The following is an 18,560-nucleotide window of genomic DNA, read 5'->3' as shown; positions in this document are numbered from 1 at the left end:
GCACAAATTATGCTGCGCGGAGGCGAAGAGACCCTTCTCAGTCCGCAACCGTTGTGCTTTGGTGAGACGGTGCCCCCAACCCAACGGTTAGTAGATACCAATGGTGTGCGGCTGCGGGTGACCGAAGCGGGCGACCGCGGCGCGCCCGTGGTGATCCTGGCCCACGGCTTTCCCGAACTGACCTACTCCTGGCGCCACCAGATAGACGTCCTCGCGCAAGCCGGCTATCACGTGCTGGCGCCCGATCAGCGCGGCTACGGCGGTTCGGATCGCCCGGATGCCGTCGAGGCGTACGACATTCACCAGTTGACGGCGGACCTTGTCGGTCTGCTCGACGACGTCGGCGCCGAGCGCGCCGTGTGGATCGGGCACGACTGGGGCGCGGCCGTGGTGTGGAACGCTCCGCTGCTGCACCCCGACCGGGTCGCGGCCGTCGCCGCGCTCAGCGTGCCCGTGACGCCCCGGCCCAAGGCGGCACCCACGGCCAGGTGGCGGAAAATATTCGGCGAGAACTTCTTCTACATCCTGTATTTCCAGGAGCCCGGCGTCGCAGATGCCGAACTCAATGGTGCTCCCGCGCTTTTCCTGCGGCGGATGATGGCCAGCGCAGGAACGTCGGGCGACCAAGCCGCGGCGCTGCGGATGGCGGCCCCGGGCCCGGAAGGCTTCATCGAACGCCTTCCCGAACCCAATGGTCTGCCGGACTGGATCAGCCAGGCCGAGCTCGACCACTACATCGGCGAGTTTTCCCGCACCGGATTCACCGGCGGGCTCAACTGGTACCGCAACTTCGACCGCAACTGGGAGACCACCGCCGAACTCGACGGGGTGAAGATCTCGGTGCCGTGTTTGTTCATCGGCGGGACGGCCGATCCCGTCCTGTCCTTCACTCCCGCCGACCGCGCATCGGAGATGGTGTCCGGTCCGTATCGGCAGCTGATGATCGACGGCGCCGGGCATTGGCTGCAACAGGAGCGCCCCGACGAGGTGAACGCGGCGTTATTGGAATTCCTCAACGGATTGGAGCTTTGATGAGCGCGCCCCTGCGTTTCGGTGTCTTTATCACGCCATTTCACCCGGTCGGTCAATCCCCAACGGTGGCACTGGAATACGACATGGAACGCGTCGTCGCGCTGGATCGGCTCGGGTTCGACGAGGCGTGGTTCGGCGAACACCACTCCGGTGGCTACGAGCTGATCGCCTGTCCGGAGGTATTCATCGCCGCGGCGGCCGAGCGGACCAAACACATCCGGCTGGGTACCGGAGTGGTGTCGCTGCCCTACCACCATCCGCTGATGGTCGCCGACCGCTGGGTGTTGCTGGACCACCTGACCCGCGGCCGGGTCATGTTCGGCGCCGGTCCGGGGGCGCTGCCGTCGGACGCGTACATGATGGGCATCGATCCCGTCGATCAGCGACGGATGATGCAGGAGTCCCTCGAGGCCATCCTGGCGCTGTTCCGCGCCGCACCCACCGAACGAATCGACCGCCACTCCGACTGGTTCACCCTGCGTGACGCCCAGTTACATATCCGGCCCTACACCTGGCCCTATCCCGAGATCTCCACGGCGGCAATGATTTCACCGTCAGGACCGCGGTTGGCCGGCGCGCTGGGCACCTCGCTGCTGTCGCTGTCGATGTCGGTGCCCGGCGGCTACGCGGCGCTGGAAACCACCTGGGACGTGGTGCGCGAGCAGGCCGCGAAAGTCGGACGCGACGAGCCGGACCGCGGCGACTGGCGCGTCCTGAGCATCATGCACATCGCCGACAGCCGCGAGCAGGCGATCGACGATTGCACCTACGGGCTGCAGGATTTCGCCAATTACTTCGGCGCCGCCGGGTTCGTCCCACTGGCCAACAGCGTCGAAGGCACCCAGACGCCACACGAATTCGTCGCCGACTATGCGGCCAAGGGAAATTGCTGCATCGGCACGCCCGAGGACGCCATCGCCCACATCGAGGATCTGCTCGACCGCTCCGGCGGCTTCGGCACCCTGCTGATGCTCGGCCACGACTGGGCTTCGCCCGAGGCGACGCACCACTGCTACGACCTGATGGCGCGCAAGGTGATTCCCCACTTCAAACGCCAACTCGAAGCCTCCCGCGCATCCCACGACTGGGCTAAGGGCAAGCGCGACCACTTGATCGGCCGGGCGGGCGAGGCCGTGGTCAAAGCCATCACCGAGCACGTCGACGAACAGAAAGATGCGGTGCACTGATGCGCGCCTCGGTATTGCGCGACGGACGCATGGTCTACCGCGACGACGTGCCCGACCCGATACCCGAAGCCGGCCAGGTGCTCGTCGGCGTGCGGGCGTGCGGAATCTGCGGCTCCGACCTGCATTTCGCCGCCCACGGCGCCCAGGTGTTGGAAATGACCGATCGGGCGGCGGGCGGCACGGGGGGCATGCACGTCGACCTGAACCACGACATCTTCATGGGGCACGAATTCAGTGCCGAGATACTCGAAGCCGGTCCCGACACCGAGACACATCCACCGGGCACGCTGGTCACGTCGCTGCCGGTGCTGTTGTCCGCCAAGGGAGTCGAGCCGATTGTGTACAGCAACAGCACAATCGGCGGCTACGCCGAACGGATGCTGCTGTCGGCGCCGCTGCTGCTGCCCATCCCCAACGGCTTGGACTTCAAACACGCGGCCCTCACCGAGCCCATGGCGGTCGGGTTGCACGCCGTCAACAAGTCCAACATCGCACCGGGCGAGACGGCCCTGGTGTTGGGCTGCGGCCCGATCGGGATCGCCATCGTCGCCGCCCTTCGGTCCAAGGGCGTCGAAACCATTGTGGCGTCGGACTTTTCGCCCAAGCGGCGCGAGCTGGCCACCGCGATGGGAGCCCACCAGACGCTGGATCCGGCGCAGGGCTCGCCCTTCGACACCGTCAAGCCCGCGGTGGTGTTCGAGGCCGTCGGGGTGCCCGGCATCATCGACGACGTCATGCTCCGGGCGCGGCCGGGCACCCGCCTGGTGGTCGCCGGGGTGTGCATGCAACCCGACACCGTGCATCCGTTCTTCGCGATCGCCAAAGAGATCAACGTGCAATTCGTGCTCGCCTACACACCCGACGAGTTCGGCGACTCGCTGCGCGCGCTGGCGGAGGGCGAGATCGACGTCAGCCCGCTGATCACCGGCGAGGTGGGCCTGGATGCGGTCGGCGCGGCCTTCGACGACCTGGCCGACCCCGAACGGCACTGCAAGGTTCTCGTCACGCCCTGAAAATTGTCGGAGGGGCCACCTATAATCGAACACATGTTCGAAGCACCGTCGGATCCCGCCGCTCTGGTAGCGCTGATCGAGTCCACGTATCGGGAGGAGTCGATGCTGGTGGCGCGGCGGTTGGCGGCGGTGGCGGCGCTGCTGCGGCATCGGGTGGCCACTGCCGACGGGGCCGATCGGGAGTACGCCGAGATCGACGGCTTCGAGCAGACCGCCGCCGAGGTCGCCGCGGTGATGAACCTGTCTGCGATGGGTGCCAGTTTCCTGGTGTCGCACGCCGAGGCGCTCGATACCCGCCTGCCGCGGGTGGCGGCGCTGTTGGCCGAGGGGCGAACGGATTGGCGCACGGTGCGTTTGGTCATCACCCGCACCGATCTGGTCACCGACCCGGAGGTGATCGCCACGCTCGATGAGTCGTTGGCCGCCCGGCTCGGGAATTGGCACAGTTGGTCGCGGCAGCGGATCGTCAACGCGGTTGATGCCGCGGTGCGGGTCGCCGATCCCGACGCCGCCCGGGAGCGTCGGGTGGCCGCCGAGGAGGACCGTTACGTCGCCATCAGCGCCGCGGACAACGGGATGGCCGAGATCCGCGGTTCGGTGGCGGCCACCGCCGCGACGGCCTTTGATCGCCGGCTGTCCCAACTCGCCAAGCAGGTGTGCCCGGCCGATCTACGGACGATGGATCAGCGCCGCGCCGACGCACTGTCGGCGCTGGCCGAGGGCCGCGGGTTGGGTTGTGCGTGTGGGCAAGCCGACTGCCCCACCCGGGCCGGCGAGCACGCTCGCGAAGGTGAGCCGACCGGGGCGCGGATGGTCGTCAACGTGGTGGCCGGCGAGCAGACCGTTTACGCCGATGGGGCTGAGCCCGGCTATCTGGAGGGCTATGGCGTCATCGATGCCGATCAGGTGCGCCGGTTGGCGGCCGCCGCGTCGGTGCTGGTGGCCAGCCCGGTGACCAGTCCGGTCGAGGCCTTGCGCTATCAACCGTCGGCGGCGCTGGAGCGGTTCGTGCGCTGCCGCGATCTCACCTGCCGCTTCCCCGGATGCTCCCGCCCGGCGATGATCTGCGATGTCGACCACACCATTCCGTTCAACCATCAAGATCCGCGGGCGGGTGGGCGCACCGTCGCGGAGAACCTGAAATGTCTGTGCCGCCAGCATCATCGGCTCAAAACCTTCGGGGGTTGGCGCGACAAACAGTTAGCCGATGGAACCGTGATCTGGACCTCGCCGACCGGCAACACCTATCGGACCTCGCCGGCGGGTGCGGATTTGTTTCCGGCGGCGCGCGCCCCGGCCTGCGCCGCCCCCGAGCCGAGACGACGCAGCCGATCCCGGCAGCGCAGCGCGCGGATCACCCAGGCGCGCACCCACAATCGCGAGCAGCGCCCGATCAACGAGGCCCGCCGTCGACTCGAACAGGACCGCAAAGACGAAATCGCGGCACGCAAGTTCCGAAACCACATGCGCGACATGCTGTTCCTGTTCAAGGGAACACCGAGTACCAGCCCCTACTGCACCTGGGTCAACGACCCCCGAGAACCCGAAGAACTGCCCCCCGACTGGGAACCCGACCAAACCACCCTGCAGCCCCTACCCGACGACCCACCCTTCTGACGCATCACCCACCCGCGGGGGGCTGCGCGATGACCGTGGGCTTGAAACCGTATCGGGGAGTGACGAAGTGGGCCGCGACGCCGCGCCCCGCCCCGGCGGCGGGCACCATCGGCACCCCGCCCACCGCGTTCGTGGCACGTTCGACGGCCCCCGCGGCGGTGGCACCGTTGAGCGCCACGGCGACCGTCGGTGCCGGGGCCGCGCTCGCCCAGGCGGCGGGCACCGATAACCCGCCGATCGACGCCGCCTTGCCGACGGCTCCGCCGATTGCGCCGATCGAGCCCAGGCCCGCACCCGAAACGGCGGGAAGGGCCGCTTCTGCGGCCTTGGCGACGCCCTCGGCGGCGGACTTCGCGGCGGGCATGAAGCCCTGCGCGAGGCTTTGGATGTCCTTGAACGCGGTGGTGAACAATCGCGTCGGCGAAATCAATCGGATGAACGCATCGAAAGGCGTGCTGGCATCCAAGGTTTGCGACCCGGTCAGTCCCTCCAACAGGTCACCCAGCGGACCCCCGACGACGATCCCATCGCCCTCCGGGTTCAGGCCGATCCCGCCCAAGGACAGCGTGGGATTGGCGGACGACGGGGACGTGTTCGTCGACCCGGCCAGCGCCGAAAGGGCTTGGGGCACCGCGTCCAGGCCCTGCGCGCTGTTGCTTCCGGTGGCGCCGGCCGCCTGGGCCACCGCAGCGGCCTGACCCGCGACGCCGGTCGGGTTCGTGGTCGGCGCCGCCAACTCGAACGCCGGCAATGTCGACGCCGCCGCCGAGGCGCCAGCATATTCGTACATCGCGGCGGCGTCCTGGGCCCACATCTCGCCGTATTGCGCCTCGGTGGCCGCAATCGCCGGGGTGTTCTGCCCGAGGAAGTTCGTCGCCAGCAACTCCATCAGCAACGCCCGGTTCGCCGCGATCACCGGTGGCGGCACCGTTTCGGCGAACGCCGCCTCGTAGGCACCGGCCGCCGCCACGGCTTGATGCGCCGCCTGTTCGGCCTGCCCACCCGTGCCGCTCAGCCACACCAGTTGCGGCACGGCCGCGGCGAGCATGGATGCCGCGGCCGGCCCCTGCCATGGTCCGCCCTCGAGGCCCGCGATCACCGACCCATACGAGGATGCCGCGGAATGCAGGCCGGCGGCCAATCCATTCCAGGCCGCCGCGGCGGCGAGTAGCGGCCCCGAACCGGGCCCCGAATACATCAGCGCGGAGTTGATCTCCGGCGGTAACTGCGCGAAGTCCAGCATCGGGTCCTCGCCTAACCGACCGCGGCGGCGTTGGCCAATTCCGTGGCGGCGTACGAACCGGCGCTGATGCCAAGCGTCGTCGCCAACTGCTCTCGAACCAGAGCTGCCTGCGCACTGATCTCCTGGAAGAGCTGTCCGTGCCGGGAGAACCGTGCGGCCGTCAGTATCGACACCACATCGGCGGCGGCGGGGGCCACCGCGGTCGTCGCCGCGATCAACGCCGAATTGTTTTCCTGCACTGCGGCATTGATGCCGTGCAGATCACGCGAAGCCGCATCCAGTATTTCCGGCTGTGCCATCAGAAACGACATGGTGAGTCCTCAAAACCCTTTCAATTAACCAGCTTTCGGTGCCCATCACCGGCACCGAGTTCGACGCTCGTCACGTTAGGCCGGTGACCTCGGATGATGACAGCCTGCGGGCCGCTATTTCATGGCCGGTTGGACAACTATTCATTTAGCTGGCCGCAAGCGCTGCGACTTTTGGATTCGGCATGAATCTCGCTATAATCCAATATGATTGGAGTCATATATGTTCCTATATGAGCGCGCTTACGCCTCCGCCTAGATTTGCTGGCTCAGGATTCTGGGCTAAACATGCCGTCGCACAAGGTAATTCGCGACCACGATCGACTGGATCCGACGGCGGGGCCTGGGGCGCCGGCCATGCCGCCGCGCACCGACACAGGAATCCGCCACACGGACGACGGCCCAGCGGCTAGGGTGCCAGGCATGCCGGTCGCAACCAACGCCTCGAGTTTTGTCCGCCGATCGATTGCGGTGGCCGCGGCCTGCCTGACCGTCGCCGCGGCGTCGGCGTGCGACGAACCCAGCCCGTCACGCCCGGGCGCGAATCCCCGGCAGGTAACGGTTTTGGGTACCGGGCAAGTTCAGGGCGCCCCGGACACCCTGACCGCCGACGTCGGTATCGAATTCACCGCCCCCGACGTCACCACCGCCATGAACCAGACCAACGACCGCCAGCAGGCGGTGCTCAACGCGCTGCTCGGCGCCGGCGTCGACCACAAGGACATCAGCACCACCGAGGTCACCCTGGCGCCGCAGTACAACAACCCCGGACCCAGCGGCACGGCCGACATCACCGGGTACCGCGCCACCAACGCCGTCGCCGTCAAGATCCACCCGCCCGATGCGGCGTCGCGGCTGCTGGCGCTCATCGTCGGCACGGGGGGCGACGCCACCCGGATCAGGTCGGTCCGCTATTCCATCGCCGACGATTCGCAGCTGGTCAAGGATGCCCGCGCGCGGGCGTTCAACGATGCCAAGAGCCGCGCCGAGCAATACGCCCAGCTGTCCGGGCTCCGGCTGGGCCGGGTGCTGTCCATCTCGGAGGCCACCGGCAACCCCCCGCCGGGCGGGCCGCCGACGCCGCGGGCCATGCCGTCGATGGTCCCGCTGGAACCCGGCCAGCAGACCGTGAACTTCTCGGTCAGCGCGGTGTGGGAGCTGGACTGACGCAGCCGGATGGCGGCGACCCGCCGCGCCCGGCTTCGCCGCGCTTGCGATCGCCGCGAGCTACTGCTGGTAGACCCTGGGGTCCAGGGTGCCGATGTAGGACAGGTCGCGGTAGCGCTCGTCGTAATCGAGGCCGTAGCCGACGACGAAGTCGTTCGGGATGTCGAAGCCCACGTAGGAGATGTCGACGTGGGCTCCCTTCGCGTCCGGCTTGCGCAGCAGCGTGCACACCTTCAGCGACCGCGGATGCCGCGTTTTGAGGTTGCGCAGCAGCCAGGACAGGGTCAGGCCCGAGTCGACGACGTCCTCGACGATCAGCACATCGCGGCCCTGAATGTCGCGGTCCAGGTCCTTGAGGATGCGCACCACCCCCGACGAGGACGTCGATGAGCCGTACGAGCTGACGGCCATGAACTCGAACTGGGTGGGCACCGGGATCGCGCGGGCCAGGTCGGTGACAAAGATCACGGCGCCCTTGAGCACGGTGATCAACAGCAGGTCCTGGCCGGTCTCGCTCACGGCGTCGCGGTAGCTCTCCCCGATTTCGCGGCCGAGTTCGGCGATTCGCGCCTGAATTTGCTCCGCCGTCAGCAGGACAGACTTGATATCCCCGGGGTAGAGCTCCGCGGGCTGGGCGGGGGTGATCGCCGAGGAGATCTGGGCCACGCCCACAGAGTGCCACGCCGGCGGGCGGATAACCAACGGCGGCCCCGATTTTGCGGTCAGTGGACCGGTTCGCGCCACAGCGTCAAAACACCGTCCCGGCGGCCCGCGAACAGCCGCTCGTCGGGCAGGGACGACCCCACCGCCACCCCGCCCTGGCCGCGCCATCCGGTGACCAGGGCGTCGACCCCCCGAATCTGCTTGTCGGTCAGCCCCGTTGCGCCGCCCGCCAGGAGCCAGGCCCGGATCACCCGGCGCCGAACGGGCGCGTCCAGCGTCGCCAGCGCCGAGACCCGCAGCCCCGGGCCCTCCTTGGCGCCGGGCAGCGCCCGGGCGGCCAGGGTGTCGATCAACTCGTTGTCCTCCCGCAACGCGGTCGCGGTGCGGGCCAGCGCCTCGGCGACGCCCCCGCCGAGCACGTCTTCGAGCAGCGGCAACACCTCGGCACGCAGCCGGGTCCGGGTGAAGCGGCGGTCGCTGTTGTGCGGATCGCGCCACGCGGTCAGGCCCAGCTCCCGGCACGCGTCGTGCGTCACCGCGCGCCGGACCCCCAACAACGGCCGGCACCACGGCGGATCGTAGGAGCGCATCCCGGCGATCGAGCGCACCCCGGACCCCCGGCCCAGCCCCAGCAGCACCGTCTCGGCCTGGTCGTCGAGCGTGTGGCCGAGCAGCACCGGGCCGTCGTGGTAGGCGGCCAGCGCGGCATAGCGGGCGGCACGCGCGGCCGCTTCCGGACCGCCTTGGCTGCCGACCTGCACCCGAACCACTTGCGCCGCAACACATCCCAGTGCCATGGCCTGCGCCCGGGCGGTTTCGGCGACGTCGGCCGAGTCGGGTTGCAGGCCGTGGTCGACCACCACCGCGGCGGTGGGTCGCAGCTGGGCCGCCACCGCGGTGAGCGCCAACGAATCCGGGCCACCGGACAGGGCCACGCACCATTGGTCGACGGTGGCCACATGCGTCTTGATGAACGCCTCGACCGCCGCGCGCAGCCGGCCTACAGCACCCTGTCGATCCATCGCCGGGGCTCTTCGATCTCGTTGGGCTGCGGCAGCGTCTCGGGCCCCGTCCAGATGGCGTTGAAGCGCGCCATTCCCACCTGGCCCACGACGTCATCGACGAACGCCTTGCCACGGGTGTATTGGCTGAGCTTGGCGTCGAGTCCCAGCAGTGCGCGCAGCAGGCGCTGCAGGGGCGGTTGCTTGCGGTGGCGGCGCTCGTCGAAGCGGCGGCGGATGGTGGCCACCGACGGCACAGCCATCGGCCCGACGGCATCCATGACGTGGTCGGCGTGGCCCTCCAGCAGCGTGCCCAGCACCAGCAGCTGATCCAGGGCGTGGCGCTGGGGCTCCGACTGGACCGCCCGCACCAGACCGAGGATCCCCGCCGAGTTGGCGTCCGAGGCCGGATTGCCGCGATTGCGGGCGTAGTCGGCGAGCCTGCTCACCACCTCCCCCAGGTCGTCGCCGGCGTCGCGGGTGAGCAGGCCCAGCGCCTCCGACATGTAGTCGGGCAGCCACGGGTTGGCGGTGAACTGGACCCGATGGGTGACCTCGTGCAGGCACACCCACAGCCGGAAATCGGACGGGTCGATCCGCAGTTGCCGCTCGACGGCGATGACGTTCGGGTACACCAGCAGCAGGCTGCCGGCCCTGGCCCCGTTATCGCCGGCGAACGGGTCGTACTGGCCGAGGATCCCCGAGGACACGTAGGCCAGGACGGCGCCGGTCTGCGCGCCGGTGATCCGGCCCGTGAGAAATCCGCGCGGCTTCTCGGCGCCGTTCATCATCACCCGCATCGACTCGGCCGCGGCGGCAATCCATTCCGGGCGGTCGATGATGCGGGCGGCGGGCACGGCGCCACCTGCGACCAGGCCGGTGACCTCACGGACCAGGGGTTCGGCGTTGGCCGCCGCGCCGACGAGTTCGTCGATCACCTGGCGCCGGGTGTAGTCGCTGGACGGCGGGCCGGGCCGGGCCAGCCGTCGGCCGACCGTGGCCGCGAATTGCCAGTCGACCGCGGTGCCCAGCGTCAGCTCCGGCGCCGGCGTCATGAGCACCCGCAGAACCAGAGCCTGGTCGCCAGGGCGTCCATCGCGTTGCGGCCGGTCGGGCCCGCGTCGTTAGAGATGAATGCGAAGGTGAGCACCCGGCCGCTGCGGTCGGTGAGCACCCCGGCCAGCGCGTTGATGTTGGTCAGCGAGCCGGTCTTGGCCCGCAACCAGCCGGCGGGGCCCTGGCTGGTCGAGGCGTCGACGAACCGGTCGCCCAGCGTGCCGCTGCCGGCGGCGATCGGGAGCAGATCCAGCAGCGCCCGCAGCGCCGGCTGGTCCGGCCCGGCGGCGGCCTGCAGCACCCCGTCGAGCGTCTTGGCCGTCAGCCGGTCGTCGACCGAAAGCCCGCTGGAATCCAACAGCGCCGCACCCGCGGTGTCGACGTGGGCGGTGCTCAATCGGTTGGTGACCGCGTCGGCCGCACCGGCGAAGCTGCGCGGCCGGTTGATCGCGGCGGCCACCTCACGGGCGATGCATTCGGCCAGCACGTTGTCGGAGTGGTCCATCATCTCGGACAGGCGCTGCACCAACGGCGCCGACTGCACGACGGCCAGCTGGCGCGCTCCGGACGGCGCCGTCGCGATCGTCACCGCGGCGGGATCGAGGTTCAGCGCCTTGGCCAGCTCGCGGCCGGCATCCAGCGCCGGCGTCCGGGACCGCCGGGAGTTGACCGTGGTCGGCTGGATGCGTCCGGCGTCGATCATCACCGACTCGATCGGCGCGATGTCGCCGTTGTCGACGTCGGCGGGATCCCAGCCCTGCGCCATCGTCGGCCCGCTGAACGCCGAGGTGTCCACCTGCACCGCGGTCGGGGTCACGCCGCTGCGCCGGATCTGCTCGACGAGGTCGCTGATGCGGGCCGCGCCCCGGTACCAGGTGTCCTGCCCGGGCGGTGCGGCGGACAGCACCGGATCGCCGGCGCCCACCAGCACGACGGGGCCCTGGGCGTTTTGGCTGCCGGCCACCACCCGGGTGCTGATCCGGGCCTGGCGGTCCAACGTCAGCAGGGCGGCGGCCGCCGTCAGCACCTTGTTGGTCGACGCCGGCACCAGCGGCATGTCGTCCGCCACCTGCCACAGCTCTTTGCCGGTGCTGGCGTCGGTGATCCGGCCGCCCAGCCTGCCCAGGTTGGGGTCACCCGCCACCGGCGCCAGCGCGGCGCTCACGCCCGGGCCGCTGGGCAACTCGGCGGTATCGCTCACCGGGACCATGCCGGGCTTGACCGTGGGTGCGTGCGGAGCCGGGATCGGAGCGCGCGCACTGCCCGCGCCATGCCCGGTCGTGGTGAAAAACGTTGCCGCCACCACCACGGCAGCGACGAACGCCAGCACGCCCAACCCGATGAACACTGGGGTGGATTTTTGCCAGCGAGTACGGGCCATCACTCTCCTGACTGTTTGAACCCATTCTGCCGAATCGGCGGCGATGGGCTCGACTAGGGTGTAGCAGAGCAAAATTGGCCTGCCCATGCAGACACCCAGACAAGGAGCCGACGCGGTGGAATTCGACGTGACCATCGAGATCCTGAAGGGCCAGCGGAACAAATACGAGATCGATCACGAGACCGGTCGGGTGCGTCTGGACCGCTACCTGTACACCGCGATGGGCTACCCGACCGACTACGGCTTCATCGAGGACACCCTCGGCGAGGACGGCGACCCGCTGGACGCCATGGTGTTGCTGCCGCAGTCGGTGTTTCCCGGGGTGATCGTGGAGGCCCGTCCGGTGGGCATGTTCCGGATGACCGACGAAAAGGGCGGCGACGACAAGGTTTTGTGCGTGCCGGCCGGCGACCACCGCTGGGACCACGTCCAGGACATCGGCGACGTGCCCGAGTTCGAGCTCGACGTGATCAAGCACTTCTTCGTGCACTACAAGGACCTGGAGCCGGGCAAGTTCGTCAAGGCGGCGGACTGGGTTGGCCGCGCGGAGGCCGAGGCCGAGATTCAGCGCTCGGTGGAGCGGTTCAAGACCGAGGGGCACTAGCGGCCGCACCGGCCCTGCGCCGGTTGCGCAGCAGGCTCCAGCCCAGCGCCGCTCCGATGAAGACCACCCCGACCGAGGCGGTGACCGCTTCGGGGACCTGCAGGCGGGGGTCGATGGATCCCAGCATGATCACGGCCAGCGCACCGATGGCCCAGTGCGCGCCGTGTTCCAGGTACACGTACCGGTCCAGGGTTTCCTGCTTGACCAGATAGATGGTGATGGACCGCACGAACATGGAGCCCACCAGTCCGAGCCCGAGCGCGATGACGATCGGGTCCGAGGTGATCGCGAAGGCGCCGGTGACCCCGTCGAACGAGAACGCGGCGTCGAGAACCTCGAGGTAGAGGAACAGGGTGAACCCCGCCTTACCGACCGCCTCGGCGGCCGTCATGCCCTCGACGTCGGCCGGGCGGAACGCGCGGCTCAACCCGTTGACCACCAGGTAGGTCACCAAGCCGAGCACTCCGGCGGTCAGCACCGTGGCACGCTCGTCGGCCGAATGCGTCAACCGCGAGCCGACCAGCACCAGCGTCGCGCCGGCCACCACCACCGACACCTGACCGAGTCGCCCGATGCGGGCGAAGGGGACCTCAATCCACTTGAGCCACTTGATGTCTCGGTCATGGAAGACGAAATCCAGGAACAGCATCAACAGGAACATCCCACCGAACGCCGCGATCTGCGGATGGGCGGACAGGATCATCTTCTCGTAGCTCGGCGAGCCGTCCGCAAACTCCAGCGCGCCATGCGGCGGCGGATGCAGCGCCAGTTCCAGCGCGCGAACCGGCCCGATCCCCGCGGTGGCCCACACGATCACCAACGGGAACAACAAACGCATCCCGAACACCGCGATGAGGATCCCGACGGTCAAAAACATCTGCCGCCAAAACGGGCTCATCCGCTTCAGGATCGCGGCGTTGATGATGGCGTTGTCGAACGACAGCGACACCTCGAGGACGGCCAACACCAGCAGCAGGAAAAGGTCCTCGAGGCCGCCGTGCGCATACCCCAGCACAAGGGCCACCACGGTGAGCAACAACGAGATGCCGAAGACGCGGTAGGCGGCCATGGGTCCTTTCCGACAGCCGCTCACATTAGCGAACCCGGTCGCGGCGCCGGGCTATCGGTTGCGGACACTTACTATTTTCAAATTGTGGCGATACATCGGCGCGGTCCGCTGAAAGCGCTGCCCCGATGACCGAAATCAGCGCGTCACAGGGGCCGGTGGCGCGCGGCGCCATGGCCCGCGTCGGCACCGCCACCGCCGTGACCGCGCTGTGCGGCTACGGCGTGATCTACCTGGCGGCCCGCGACCTGGCGCCCGGCGGCTTCTCGGTGTTCGGGGTGTTCTGGGGGGCCTTCGGGCTGGTCAGCGGCGCCGCGTTCGGCCTGCTCCAAGAAACCACCCGCGAGATCCGCGCTTGCTCAGTTGGGGGGCCGTACCTGGAGGTCGCGCCGGTCAAGCGCACCCACCCGCTGCGGGTCGCCACGCTGATCGGCGTGGCCGCGGCCGTCGTGATCGCGGGGAGCGCGCCGTTGTGGAGCGGGCGGGTTTTCGTCGAAGAGCGCTGGCTGTCGGTGGCGCTGCTCAGCGTCGGGCTGGCCGGCTTCTGTGTGCACACCACGCTGCTGGGCATGCTGGCCGGCATCAATCAGTGGACCCAGTACGGGGCGCTGATGGTGACCGACGCGGTCATCCGGGTCGCGATCGCGGCGGCCACCGTGGTGCTGGGCTGGCATCTGACCGGCTTCCTCTGGGCGACGGTCGCCGGCGCGCTCGCCTGGCTGATCCTGCTGGTGGCCTCGCCCGCCACCCGCGCCGCCGCCCGCCTGCTCACCCCGGGCGGCACCGCGAGGTTTCTGCGGGGCGCCGCGCATTCGATCACCGCGGCCGGCGCCAGCGCCATCCTGGTGATGGGTTTTCCGGTGCTGCTGAAGCTCACCAGCGCCGAGCTCGGCGCCGAGGGCGGGGTGATCATCCTGGCCGTCACGTTGACCCGCGCGCCACTGCTGGTGCCGCTGACTGCCATGCAGGGCAACCTGATTGCGCATTTCGTCGACGAGCGCAGCGACCGGGTGCGTGCGCTGATCGCCCCGGCCGGGATCGTCGCGGCGATCGGCGCGGTCGGGGTGCTGGCCGCGGGCGCGGTCGGCCCCTGGCTGTTGCGATTCGCTTTCGGGCCGCAGTACCACGCCAGCAGCGCCCTGCTGGCGTGGCTGACCGGGGCCGCGGTGGCGATCGCCATGCTGACGCTGACCGGCGCCGCCGCGGTGGCCGCCGCGCTGCACCGCGCCTACTCGCTGGGTTGGGTCGGCGCGACGGTCGCGTCGGGTCTGCTGCTGTTGCTGCCGCTGTCCCTGCAGACCCGAACCGTGGTCGGCCTGCTGTGCGGGCCGTTGGTCGGCATCGGCGTCCATCTGGTGGCGCTGTCGCGCGCCGGACGCGCATCGGGCTGATCTGGCCTGCACCAGCGTGTACCTTGTGGGCTTAGATGGGTACGGAAACGCAATATTCGGTCGTCTGGGTCGTCATTCCCGCCTTCAACGAAGCAGCTGTCATCGGCGAGGTGATAGCCGACGTCCGCTCGGTGTTCGACCACGTCGTCTGCGTGGACGACGGCAGCGCCGACGGCACCGGTGAGATCGCCCGGCGGGCGGGGGCCCACCTGGTCCGCCACCCCATCAACCTCGGGCAGGGCGCGGCCATTCAGACCGGCGTCGAGTACGCCCGCAAGCAGCCGGGGGCCCAGATTTTCGCGACGTTCGACGCCGACGGCCAGCATCGGGTCAAGGACCTGGCCGCGATGGTCGACCGGCTGCGCGCCGGGGACGTCGACGTGGTCATCGGCACCCGGTTCGGCACCCAGCAGGTCGCCCGGCCGCCGTTGCTGAAACGGATCGTGCTGCAGACCGCCGCGCGGTTGAGCCGGCGCGGTCGCCGGCTTGGCCTGACCGACACCAACAACGGGCTGCGGGTGTTCAACAAGAAGGTCGCCGACGGCCTGAACATCACGATGAGCGGCATGAGCCACGCGAACGAGTTCATCATGCTGATCGACGAAAACCATTGGCGCGTCGCCGAAGAACCGATCGAGGTGCTCTACACCGAGTATTCGAGGTCGAAGGGCCAGCCGCTGCTCAACGGCGTCAACATCATTTTCGACGGATTCCTGCGGGGGAGGATTCCAAAATGATCCGACATGAAAGGACCGGAAGATGAACTGGATCCAGGTGCTCCTGATCGGATCGATCGTCGCGCTGCTGGTGTATCTGCTGCGCTCGCGCCGCAACGCGCGGTCCCGGGCCTGGGTCAAGGTCGGCTACGTGGTGTTCGTGCTGGCCGGCATCTACGCCGTGCTGCGACCCGACGACACCACCGTCGTGGCGCAATGGTTCGGGGTGCGCCGCGGCACCGACCTGATGCTCTACGCGCTGATCATGGCGTTCTGCTTCACCACGCTCAGTACCTACATGCGGTTCAAGGACCTGGAGCTGCGTTACGCGCGGCTGGCCCGGGCGATCGCGATGGATTCCGCCCAGGCGCCCGAAGCGGGCTAGCCGGTGTGCGTCCGCCGGAAGTAGTCCACCGTGCGGCGCACGCCCTCGGCGAGCTCGACCTTCGGCCGCCAACCCAAAACCTGTGCCGCAGAACCGATGTCGAGACAGGATCGCTTGAGGTCGCCGAGTCGCGGCGGCGCGAACTCCGGGTCGTCGGGGCCCCCGACCGCGGCGGCCACCGCCGAATGCAGTTGCCGGTCCGAGGTTTCGACCCCGGTGCCGATGTTGAAGCGCTGCCCGCCACCGGCGTCTCCGGACGCCTTGACGAAGGCGTCGACCACGTCGTCGACGAAAACGTAGTCGCGGGTGTTGCTGCCGTCGCCGAAAACCTTGGTGGGCTTACCCGATAGCAGCGCCTGGGCGAAGATCGCCACCACGCCCGCTTCCCCGTGCGGGTCCTGGCGGGGCCCGTAGACATTGGCCGGCGCGATGTGCGAGCAGTCCAGCCCGTACAGGTGGCGGAAGGTGTTCAGGTAGATCTCGCCGGCCACCTTCCCCGCGGCATAGGGCGACGCAGGATCGGTGGGGGCGTCCTCACCGGTCGGGTACCGCGGCGGGACGCCGTAGATGGAGCCGCCCGAGGAGGTGTGCACCACCTTGCGCACCCCCGTCCTGCGCGCGGCCTCGGCCAGGCGCACCGTGCCGATCACGTTGACCGAGGCGTCGAACTGCGGGTCGGCCACCGAGTGCCGCACGTCGATCTGGGCGGCCAGGTGGAACACCACCTCCGGGCGGTGCTCGTCGAGGATGGCCTCCAGATCGGCGGTCACGATGTCGGCCTCGACGAAGACATGCGCCGGATTGTCGGCCAGGTGCTCGAGGTTGCCCGCGCGGCCGGACGCGAAGTTGTCCAGCCCCACCACCGCGTGGCCGTCGGCCAACAGACGGTCGACTAGCGTCGAGCCGATGAATCCGGCTGCCCCGGTAACCAGTGCACGCACCGGCCCACCATACATAGCGGCGGCGGCCGCGGCGCTCATCGCGGTGCAGCTGGCGGTCCGCGCGGCGCTGGCGTTCGGGGGCTACTTCTATTGGGACGACCTGATTCTGATCGGCAAGGCCGGCACGCATCACCTGCTCGCGCCGTCGTATCTGTTCCACGATCACGACGGCCACGTGATGCCGGGGGCATTTCTGCTCGCGGGCACCATCATCCGGCTGGCGCCGCTGGACTGGACGTGGCCGGCGGTCAGCCTGGTGGTGCTGCAACTGCTGGCGTCGCTGGCGTTGTTGCGCGCGCTGCACGCCATCCTCGGCTGGCGGCCGGTGCTGCTGATCCCGTTGACGTTCGCGTTGTTCACGCCGCTCGGCGTGCCCGGATTCGCCTGGTGGGCGGCGGCGCTGAACTCGCTGCCGATGCTGGCGGCGCTGGCCTGGGTCTGCGCCGACGCCGTCCTGCTGGTGCGCACCGGCGATCGGCGCTACGCGGTGACCGGGGTGCTGGTCTACTTCGGCGGGCTGCTGTTCTTCGAGAAGGCCGCGGTGATCCCGTTCGTCGCGTTCGCGGTGGCCGCGCTGCTGTGCCACGTGACCGGTGACGGGAGCCTGCGGTCGGCGCTGGCGACGGTGTGGCGGGCCGGGGCGCGGTTGTGGACCGCGGCGCTGGCGCTCACCGCCGCCTGGGTGGCCCTCTATCTGGGCGTGGTCAATCAGCAGCGGTGGAGTTCCGACCTGTCGATGACGGCGCGGTTGCTGGCGCGATCGATCACGCACGGCATCGTGCCCGGGCTGGCCGGCGGGCCCTGGCACTGGGACCGGTGGGCGCCGGCGTCGCCGTGGGCCACGCCCCCGCCGTCGGTGATGGCGCTGGGCTGGCTGGTGCTGGCCGGCGTGCTGGCGGTGTCGCTGGCGCGCAAGCGGCGCATCGGGCCGGTGTGGGCGACCGCCGCCGGCTACGCCGTGGCCTGCCAGGTGCCGATCTATCTGATGCGCTCGTCGAAGCAGACCGCGCTGGAGCTCGCGCAGACCCTGCGGTATTTCCCGGATCTCGTCGTCGTGCTGGCGCTGCTGGCCGCCGTCGCGCTGTGCGCCCCGAACCGGCCGGCCGGGCCGGCCTGGCTCGACGCGTCGCCGAAACGCGCGGCGGCGGCCGCGGGTCTGGCGGTGTTGTTCGTGGCGAGCAGCCTGTACTCGACGGCCACGTTTTTGACCAGCTGGCGCGACAACCCGGCTCAGCCCTATCTGCAGAACGCTCGGGCCTCTCTGGCCGCGGCCCATGCCGCCGCGGACGCGCCGCTGCTTGACCAGGAGGTCGATCCGCTGGTGCTGCAACGGGTGGCCGCACCGGAGAATCTGTCCAGCCACATGTTCGCCCTGCTGCGGGATAGGCCCGAATTCGCGCCCGCGACAACGCAATTGCGCATGCTGGACAGCTCCGGTCACCTGATCAAGGCGCGGGTGACCTGGGTTCGTACCATCGCGCCGGGGCCGATGCCGCGCTGCGGCTATTTCGCGCAACCGGACAAACCGGCGCGCCTGGTCCTCGACGGGCCGCTGCTACCCGCCGACTGGACCATCGAACTGAACTACCTGGCCAACAGCGACGGGTCGATGCTGTTGTCGATGACGCAGGGGCCCGAGGTCAAAGTGCCGGTGCATCCGGGACTCAACCGGGTGTTCGCGCGCCTGCCGGGCGCCGGGGACGCGATCACCGTGCGGGCCAACACCGCGGCGCTGGCGTTGTGCATCGCGTCGGGTCCGGTGGGTTTTCTGGCCCCGGGCTGAGCAGGG

18 protein-coding genes are annotated in these 18,560 nt (G+C 69.3%); 10 read left to right on the top strand and 8 right to left on the bottom strand.

What is annotated here, in order from left to right; all coding sequences use genetic code 11:
- Window positions 1-51: 51 nt before the first annotated feature.
- The 4 genes from AC0KS4_RS27170 to AC0KS4_RS27155 are packed head-to-tail and all read left to right on the top strand — an operon-like array spanning window position 52 to window position 4,849.
- Window positions 52-1,032: an alpha/beta fold hydrolase gene (locus AC0KS4_RS27170; RefSeq protein WP_238957263.1), complete on the top strand. Its 981-nt coding sequence runs from the start codon at window positions 52-54 to the stop codon at window positions 1,030-1,032.
- Window positions 1,032-2,219: an LLM class flavin-dependent oxidoreductase gene (locus AC0KS4_RS27165; protein ID WP_238955649.1), complete on the top strand. Its 1,188-nt coding sequence runs from the start codon at window positions 1,032-1,034 to the stop codon at window positions 2,217-2,219. The genes AC0KS4_RS27170 and AC0KS4_RS27165 overlap by 1 nt, the downstream gene beginning before the upstream one ends.
- On the top strand, window positions 2,219-3,232 hold the full coding sequence (locus AC0KS4_RS27160; protein ID WP_238955648.1) for a zinc-binding dehydrogenase: 1,014 nt from the start codon (window positions 2,219-2,221) through the stop codon (window positions 3,230-3,232). The genes AC0KS4_RS27165 and AC0KS4_RS27160 overlap by 1 nt, the downstream gene beginning before the upstream one ends.
- A 33-nt stretch (window positions 3,233-3,265) precedes the next feature.
- Window positions 3,266-4,849, top strand: coding sequence for an HNH endonuclease signature motif containing protein (locus tag AC0KS4_RS27155; RefSeq protein WP_238955647.1), 1,584 nt, complete (start codon window positions 3,266-3,268; stop codon window positions 4,847-4,849).
- A 4-nt stretch (window positions 4,850-4,853) separates the two neighbouring features.
- Here the strand turns inward: AC0KS4_RS27155 and AC0KS4_RS27150 are convergent, their stop codons facing one another.
- Together AC0KS4_RS27150 and AC0KS4_RS27145 are read right to left on the bottom strand one after the other, a co-directional pair.
- The gene (locus AC0KS4_RS27150) at window positions 4,854-6,092 is read right to left on the bottom strand and encodes a PPE family protein (RefSeq protein WP_238955646.1); all 1,239 of its coding nucleotides are present in this window, start codon (window positions 6,090-6,092) and stop codon (window positions 4,854-4,856) included.
- Window positions 6,093-6,103: 11 nt separating this feature from the next.
- Complete coding sequence (locus AC0KS4_RS27145; protein WP_238955645.1) at window positions 6,104-6,403, bottom strand: PE family protein; 300 nt, start codon at window positions 6,401-6,403, stop codon at window positions 6,104-6,106.
- 420 nt (window positions 6,404-6,823) lie between these two features.
- On the opposite strand from AC0KS4_RS27145, the gene AC0KS4_RS27140 reads away from it, so the two are divergent.
- A complete protein-coding gene (locus tag AC0KS4_RS27140; RefSeq protein WP_238955644.1) occupies window positions 6,824-7,567 on the top strand; it encodes an SIMPL domain-containing protein in 744 nt (247 codons plus the stop codon).
- A 60-nt stretch (window positions 7,568-7,627) separates the two neighbouring features.
- Here AC0KS4_RS27140 and hpt read toward each other — a convergent pair whose 3' ends face one another.
- Genes hpt through dacB form a run of 4 tightly spaced genes read right to left on the bottom strand, consistent with a single transcriptional unit; the run spans window position 7,628 to window position 11,668 of the window.
- The gene (gene hpt, locus AC0KS4_RS27135) at window positions 7,628-8,239 is read right to left on the bottom strand and encodes a hypoxanthine phosphoribosyltransferase (RefSeq protein ID WP_238955643.1); all 612 of its coding nucleotides are present in this window, start codon (window positions 8,237-8,239) and stop codon (window positions 7,628-7,630) included.
- Window positions 8,240-8,289: 50 nt separating this feature from the next.
- Window positions 8,290-9,252 carry a tRNA lysidine(34) synthetase TilS gene (gene tilS / locus AC0KS4_RS27130; protein WP_238955642.1) on the bottom strand — a complete coding sequence of 321 codons (963 nt, stop codon included), beginning with the start codon at window positions 9,250-9,252 and terminating at the stop codon, window positions 8,290-8,292.
- On the bottom strand, window positions 9,231-10,286 hold the full coding sequence (locus AC0KS4_RS27125) for a zinc-dependent metalloprotease (RefSeq protein WP_238955641.1): 1,056 nt from the start codon (window positions 10,284-10,286) through the stop codon (window positions 9,231-9,233). The genes tilS and AC0KS4_RS27125 overlap by 22 nt, the downstream gene beginning before the upstream one ends.
- Window positions 10,283-11,668: a D-alanyl-D-alanine carboxypeptidase/D-alanyl-D-alanine endopeptidase gene (gene dacB / locus AC0KS4_RS27120; RefSeq protein WP_225326191.1), complete on the bottom strand. Its 1,386-nt coding sequence runs from the start codon at window positions 11,666-11,668 to the stop codon at window positions 10,283-10,285. The genes AC0KS4_RS27125 and dacB overlap by 4 nt, the downstream gene beginning before the upstream one ends.
- Window positions 11,669-11,783: 115 nt before the next feature.
- Between dacB and AC0KS4_RS27115 the strand changes: the two genes are divergently transcribed.
- A complete protein-coding gene (locus AC0KS4_RS27115; protein WP_225326320.1) occupies window positions 11,784-12,272 on the top strand; it encodes an inorganic diphosphatase in 489 nt (162 codons plus the stop codon).
- Here the strand turns inward: AC0KS4_RS27115 and AC0KS4_RS27110 are convergent.
- Window positions 12,253-13,341, bottom strand: a complete 1,089-nt coding sequence (locus tag AC0KS4_RS27110; protein ID WP_238955640.1) for a DUF475 domain-containing protein — start codon at window positions 13,339-13,341, stop codon at window positions 12,253-12,255. The two genes, AC0KS4_RS27115 and AC0KS4_RS27110, sit on opposite strands and share 20 nt — an antisense overlap.
- Window positions 13,342-13,466: 125 nt before the next feature.
- Here AC0KS4_RS27110 and AC0KS4_RS27105 point away from each other — a divergent pair, with 125 nt between their 5' ends.
- The 3 genes from AC0KS4_RS27105 to AC0KS4_RS27095 are packed head-to-tail and all read left to right on the top strand — an operon-like array spanning window position 13,467 to window position 15,830.
- Window positions 13,467-14,729: a polysaccharide biosynthesis protein gene (locus AC0KS4_RS27105; protein WP_238955639.1), complete on the top strand. Its 1,263-nt coding sequence runs from the start codon at window positions 13,467-13,469 to the stop codon at window positions 14,727-14,729.
- Between the two features lie 35 nt (window positions 14,730-14,764).
- Window positions 14,765-15,466, top strand: coding sequence for a glycosyltransferase family 2 protein (locus AC0KS4_RS27100; RefSeq protein ID WP_238955638.1), 702 nt, complete (start codon window positions 14,765-14,767; stop codon window positions 15,464-15,466).
- Between the two features lie 22 nt (window positions 15,467-15,488).
- Window positions 15,489-15,830, top strand: coding sequence for a DUF2304 domain-containing protein (locus AC0KS4_RS27095; RefSeq protein ID WP_064940286.1), 342 nt, complete (start codon window positions 15,489-15,491; stop codon window positions 15,828-15,830).
- On the opposite strand, the gene AC0KS4_RS27090 is transcribed toward AC0KS4_RS27095, so the two are convergent.
- Window positions 15,827-16,771, bottom strand: a complete 945-nt coding sequence (locus AC0KS4_RS27090; protein ID WP_238955637.1) for an NAD-dependent epimerase/dehydratase family protein — start codon at window positions 16,769-16,771, stop codon at window positions 15,827-15,829. The two genes, AC0KS4_RS27095 and AC0KS4_RS27090, sit on opposite strands and share 4 nt — an antisense overlap.
- Here AC0KS4_RS27090 and AC0KS4_RS27085 point away from each other — a divergent pair.
- On the top strand, window positions 16,737-18,554 hold the full coding sequence (locus AC0KS4_RS27085; protein ID WP_238955636.1) for a hypothetical protein: 1,818 nt from the start codon (window positions 16,737-16,739) through the stop codon (window positions 18,552-18,554). The two genes, AC0KS4_RS27090 and AC0KS4_RS27085, sit on opposite strands and share 35 nt — an antisense overlap.
- Window positions 18,555-18,560: the final 6 nt, after the last annotated feature.

The sequence above is a fragment of the Mycobacterium sp. NTMscope_MAC_12 genome, assembly GCF_976985675.1.
This window is presented reverse-complemented; position numbering and strand designations above follow the sequence as displayed.

What these genes read in the sequence shown, in the direction of transcription:
- AC0KS4_RS27165 (WP_238955649.1), top strand. Translation starts at nt 1,032, where the DNA reads ATGAGCGCGCCCCTGCGTTTCGGTGTCTTTATCACGCCATTTCACCCG.
- AC0KS4_RS27160 (WP_238955648.1), top strand. Translation starts at nt 2,219, where the DNA reads ATGCGCGCCTCGGTATTGCGCGACGGACGCATGGTCTACCGCGACGAC.
- AC0KS4_RS27155 (WP_238955647.1), top strand. Translation starts at nt 3,266, where the DNA reads ATGTTCGAAGCACCGTCGGATCCCGCCGCTCTGGTAGCGCTGATCGAG.
- AC0KS4_RS27150 (WP_238955646.1), bottom strand. Translation starts at nt 6,092, where the DNA reads ATGCTGGACTTCGCGCAGTTACCGCCGGAGATCAACTCCGCGCTGATG.
- AC0KS4_RS27145 (WP_238955645.1), bottom strand. Translation starts at nt 6,403, where the DNA reads ATGTCGTTTCTGATGGCACAGCCGGAAATACTGGATGCGGCTTCGCGT.
- AC0KS4_RS27140 (WP_238955644.1), top strand. Translation starts at nt 6,824, where the DNA reads ATGCCGGTCGCAACCAACGCCTCGAGTTTTGTCCGCCGATCGATTGCG.
- tilS (WP_238955642.1), bottom strand. Translation starts at nt 9,252, where the DNA reads ATGGATCGACAGGGTGCTGTAGGCCGGCTGCGCGCGGCGGTCGAGGCG.
- AC0KS4_RS27125 (WP_238955641.1), bottom strand. Translation starts at nt 10,286, where the DNA reads ATGACGCCGGCGCCGGAGCTGACGCTGGGCACCGCGGTCGACTGGCAA.
- dacB (WP_225326191.1), bottom strand. Translation starts at nt 11,668, where the DNA reads ATGGCCCGTACTCGCTGGCAAAAATCCACCCCAGTGTTCATCGGGTTG.
- AC0KS4_RS27110 (WP_238955640.1), bottom strand. Translation starts at nt 13,341, where the DNA reads ATGGCCGCCTACCGCGTCTTCGGCATCTCGTTGTTGCTCACCGTGGTG.
- AC0KS4_RS27105 (WP_238955639.1), top strand. Translation starts at nt 13,467, where the DNA reads ATGACCGAAATCAGCGCGTCACAGGGGCCGGTGGCGCGCGGCGCCATG.
- AC0KS4_RS27100 (WP_238955638.1), top strand. Translation starts at nt 14,765, where the DNA reads ATGGGTACGGAAACGCAATATTCGGTCGTCTGGGTCGTCATTCCCGCC.
- AC0KS4_RS27095 (WP_064940286.1), top strand. Translation starts at nt 15,489, where the DNA reads ATGAACTGGATCCAGGTGCTCCTGATCGGATCGATCGTCGCGCTGCTG.
- AC0KS4_RS27085 (WP_238955636.1), top strand. Translation starts at nt 16,737, where the DNA reads ATGAATCCGGCTGCCCCGGTAACCAGTGCACGCACCGGCCCACCATAC.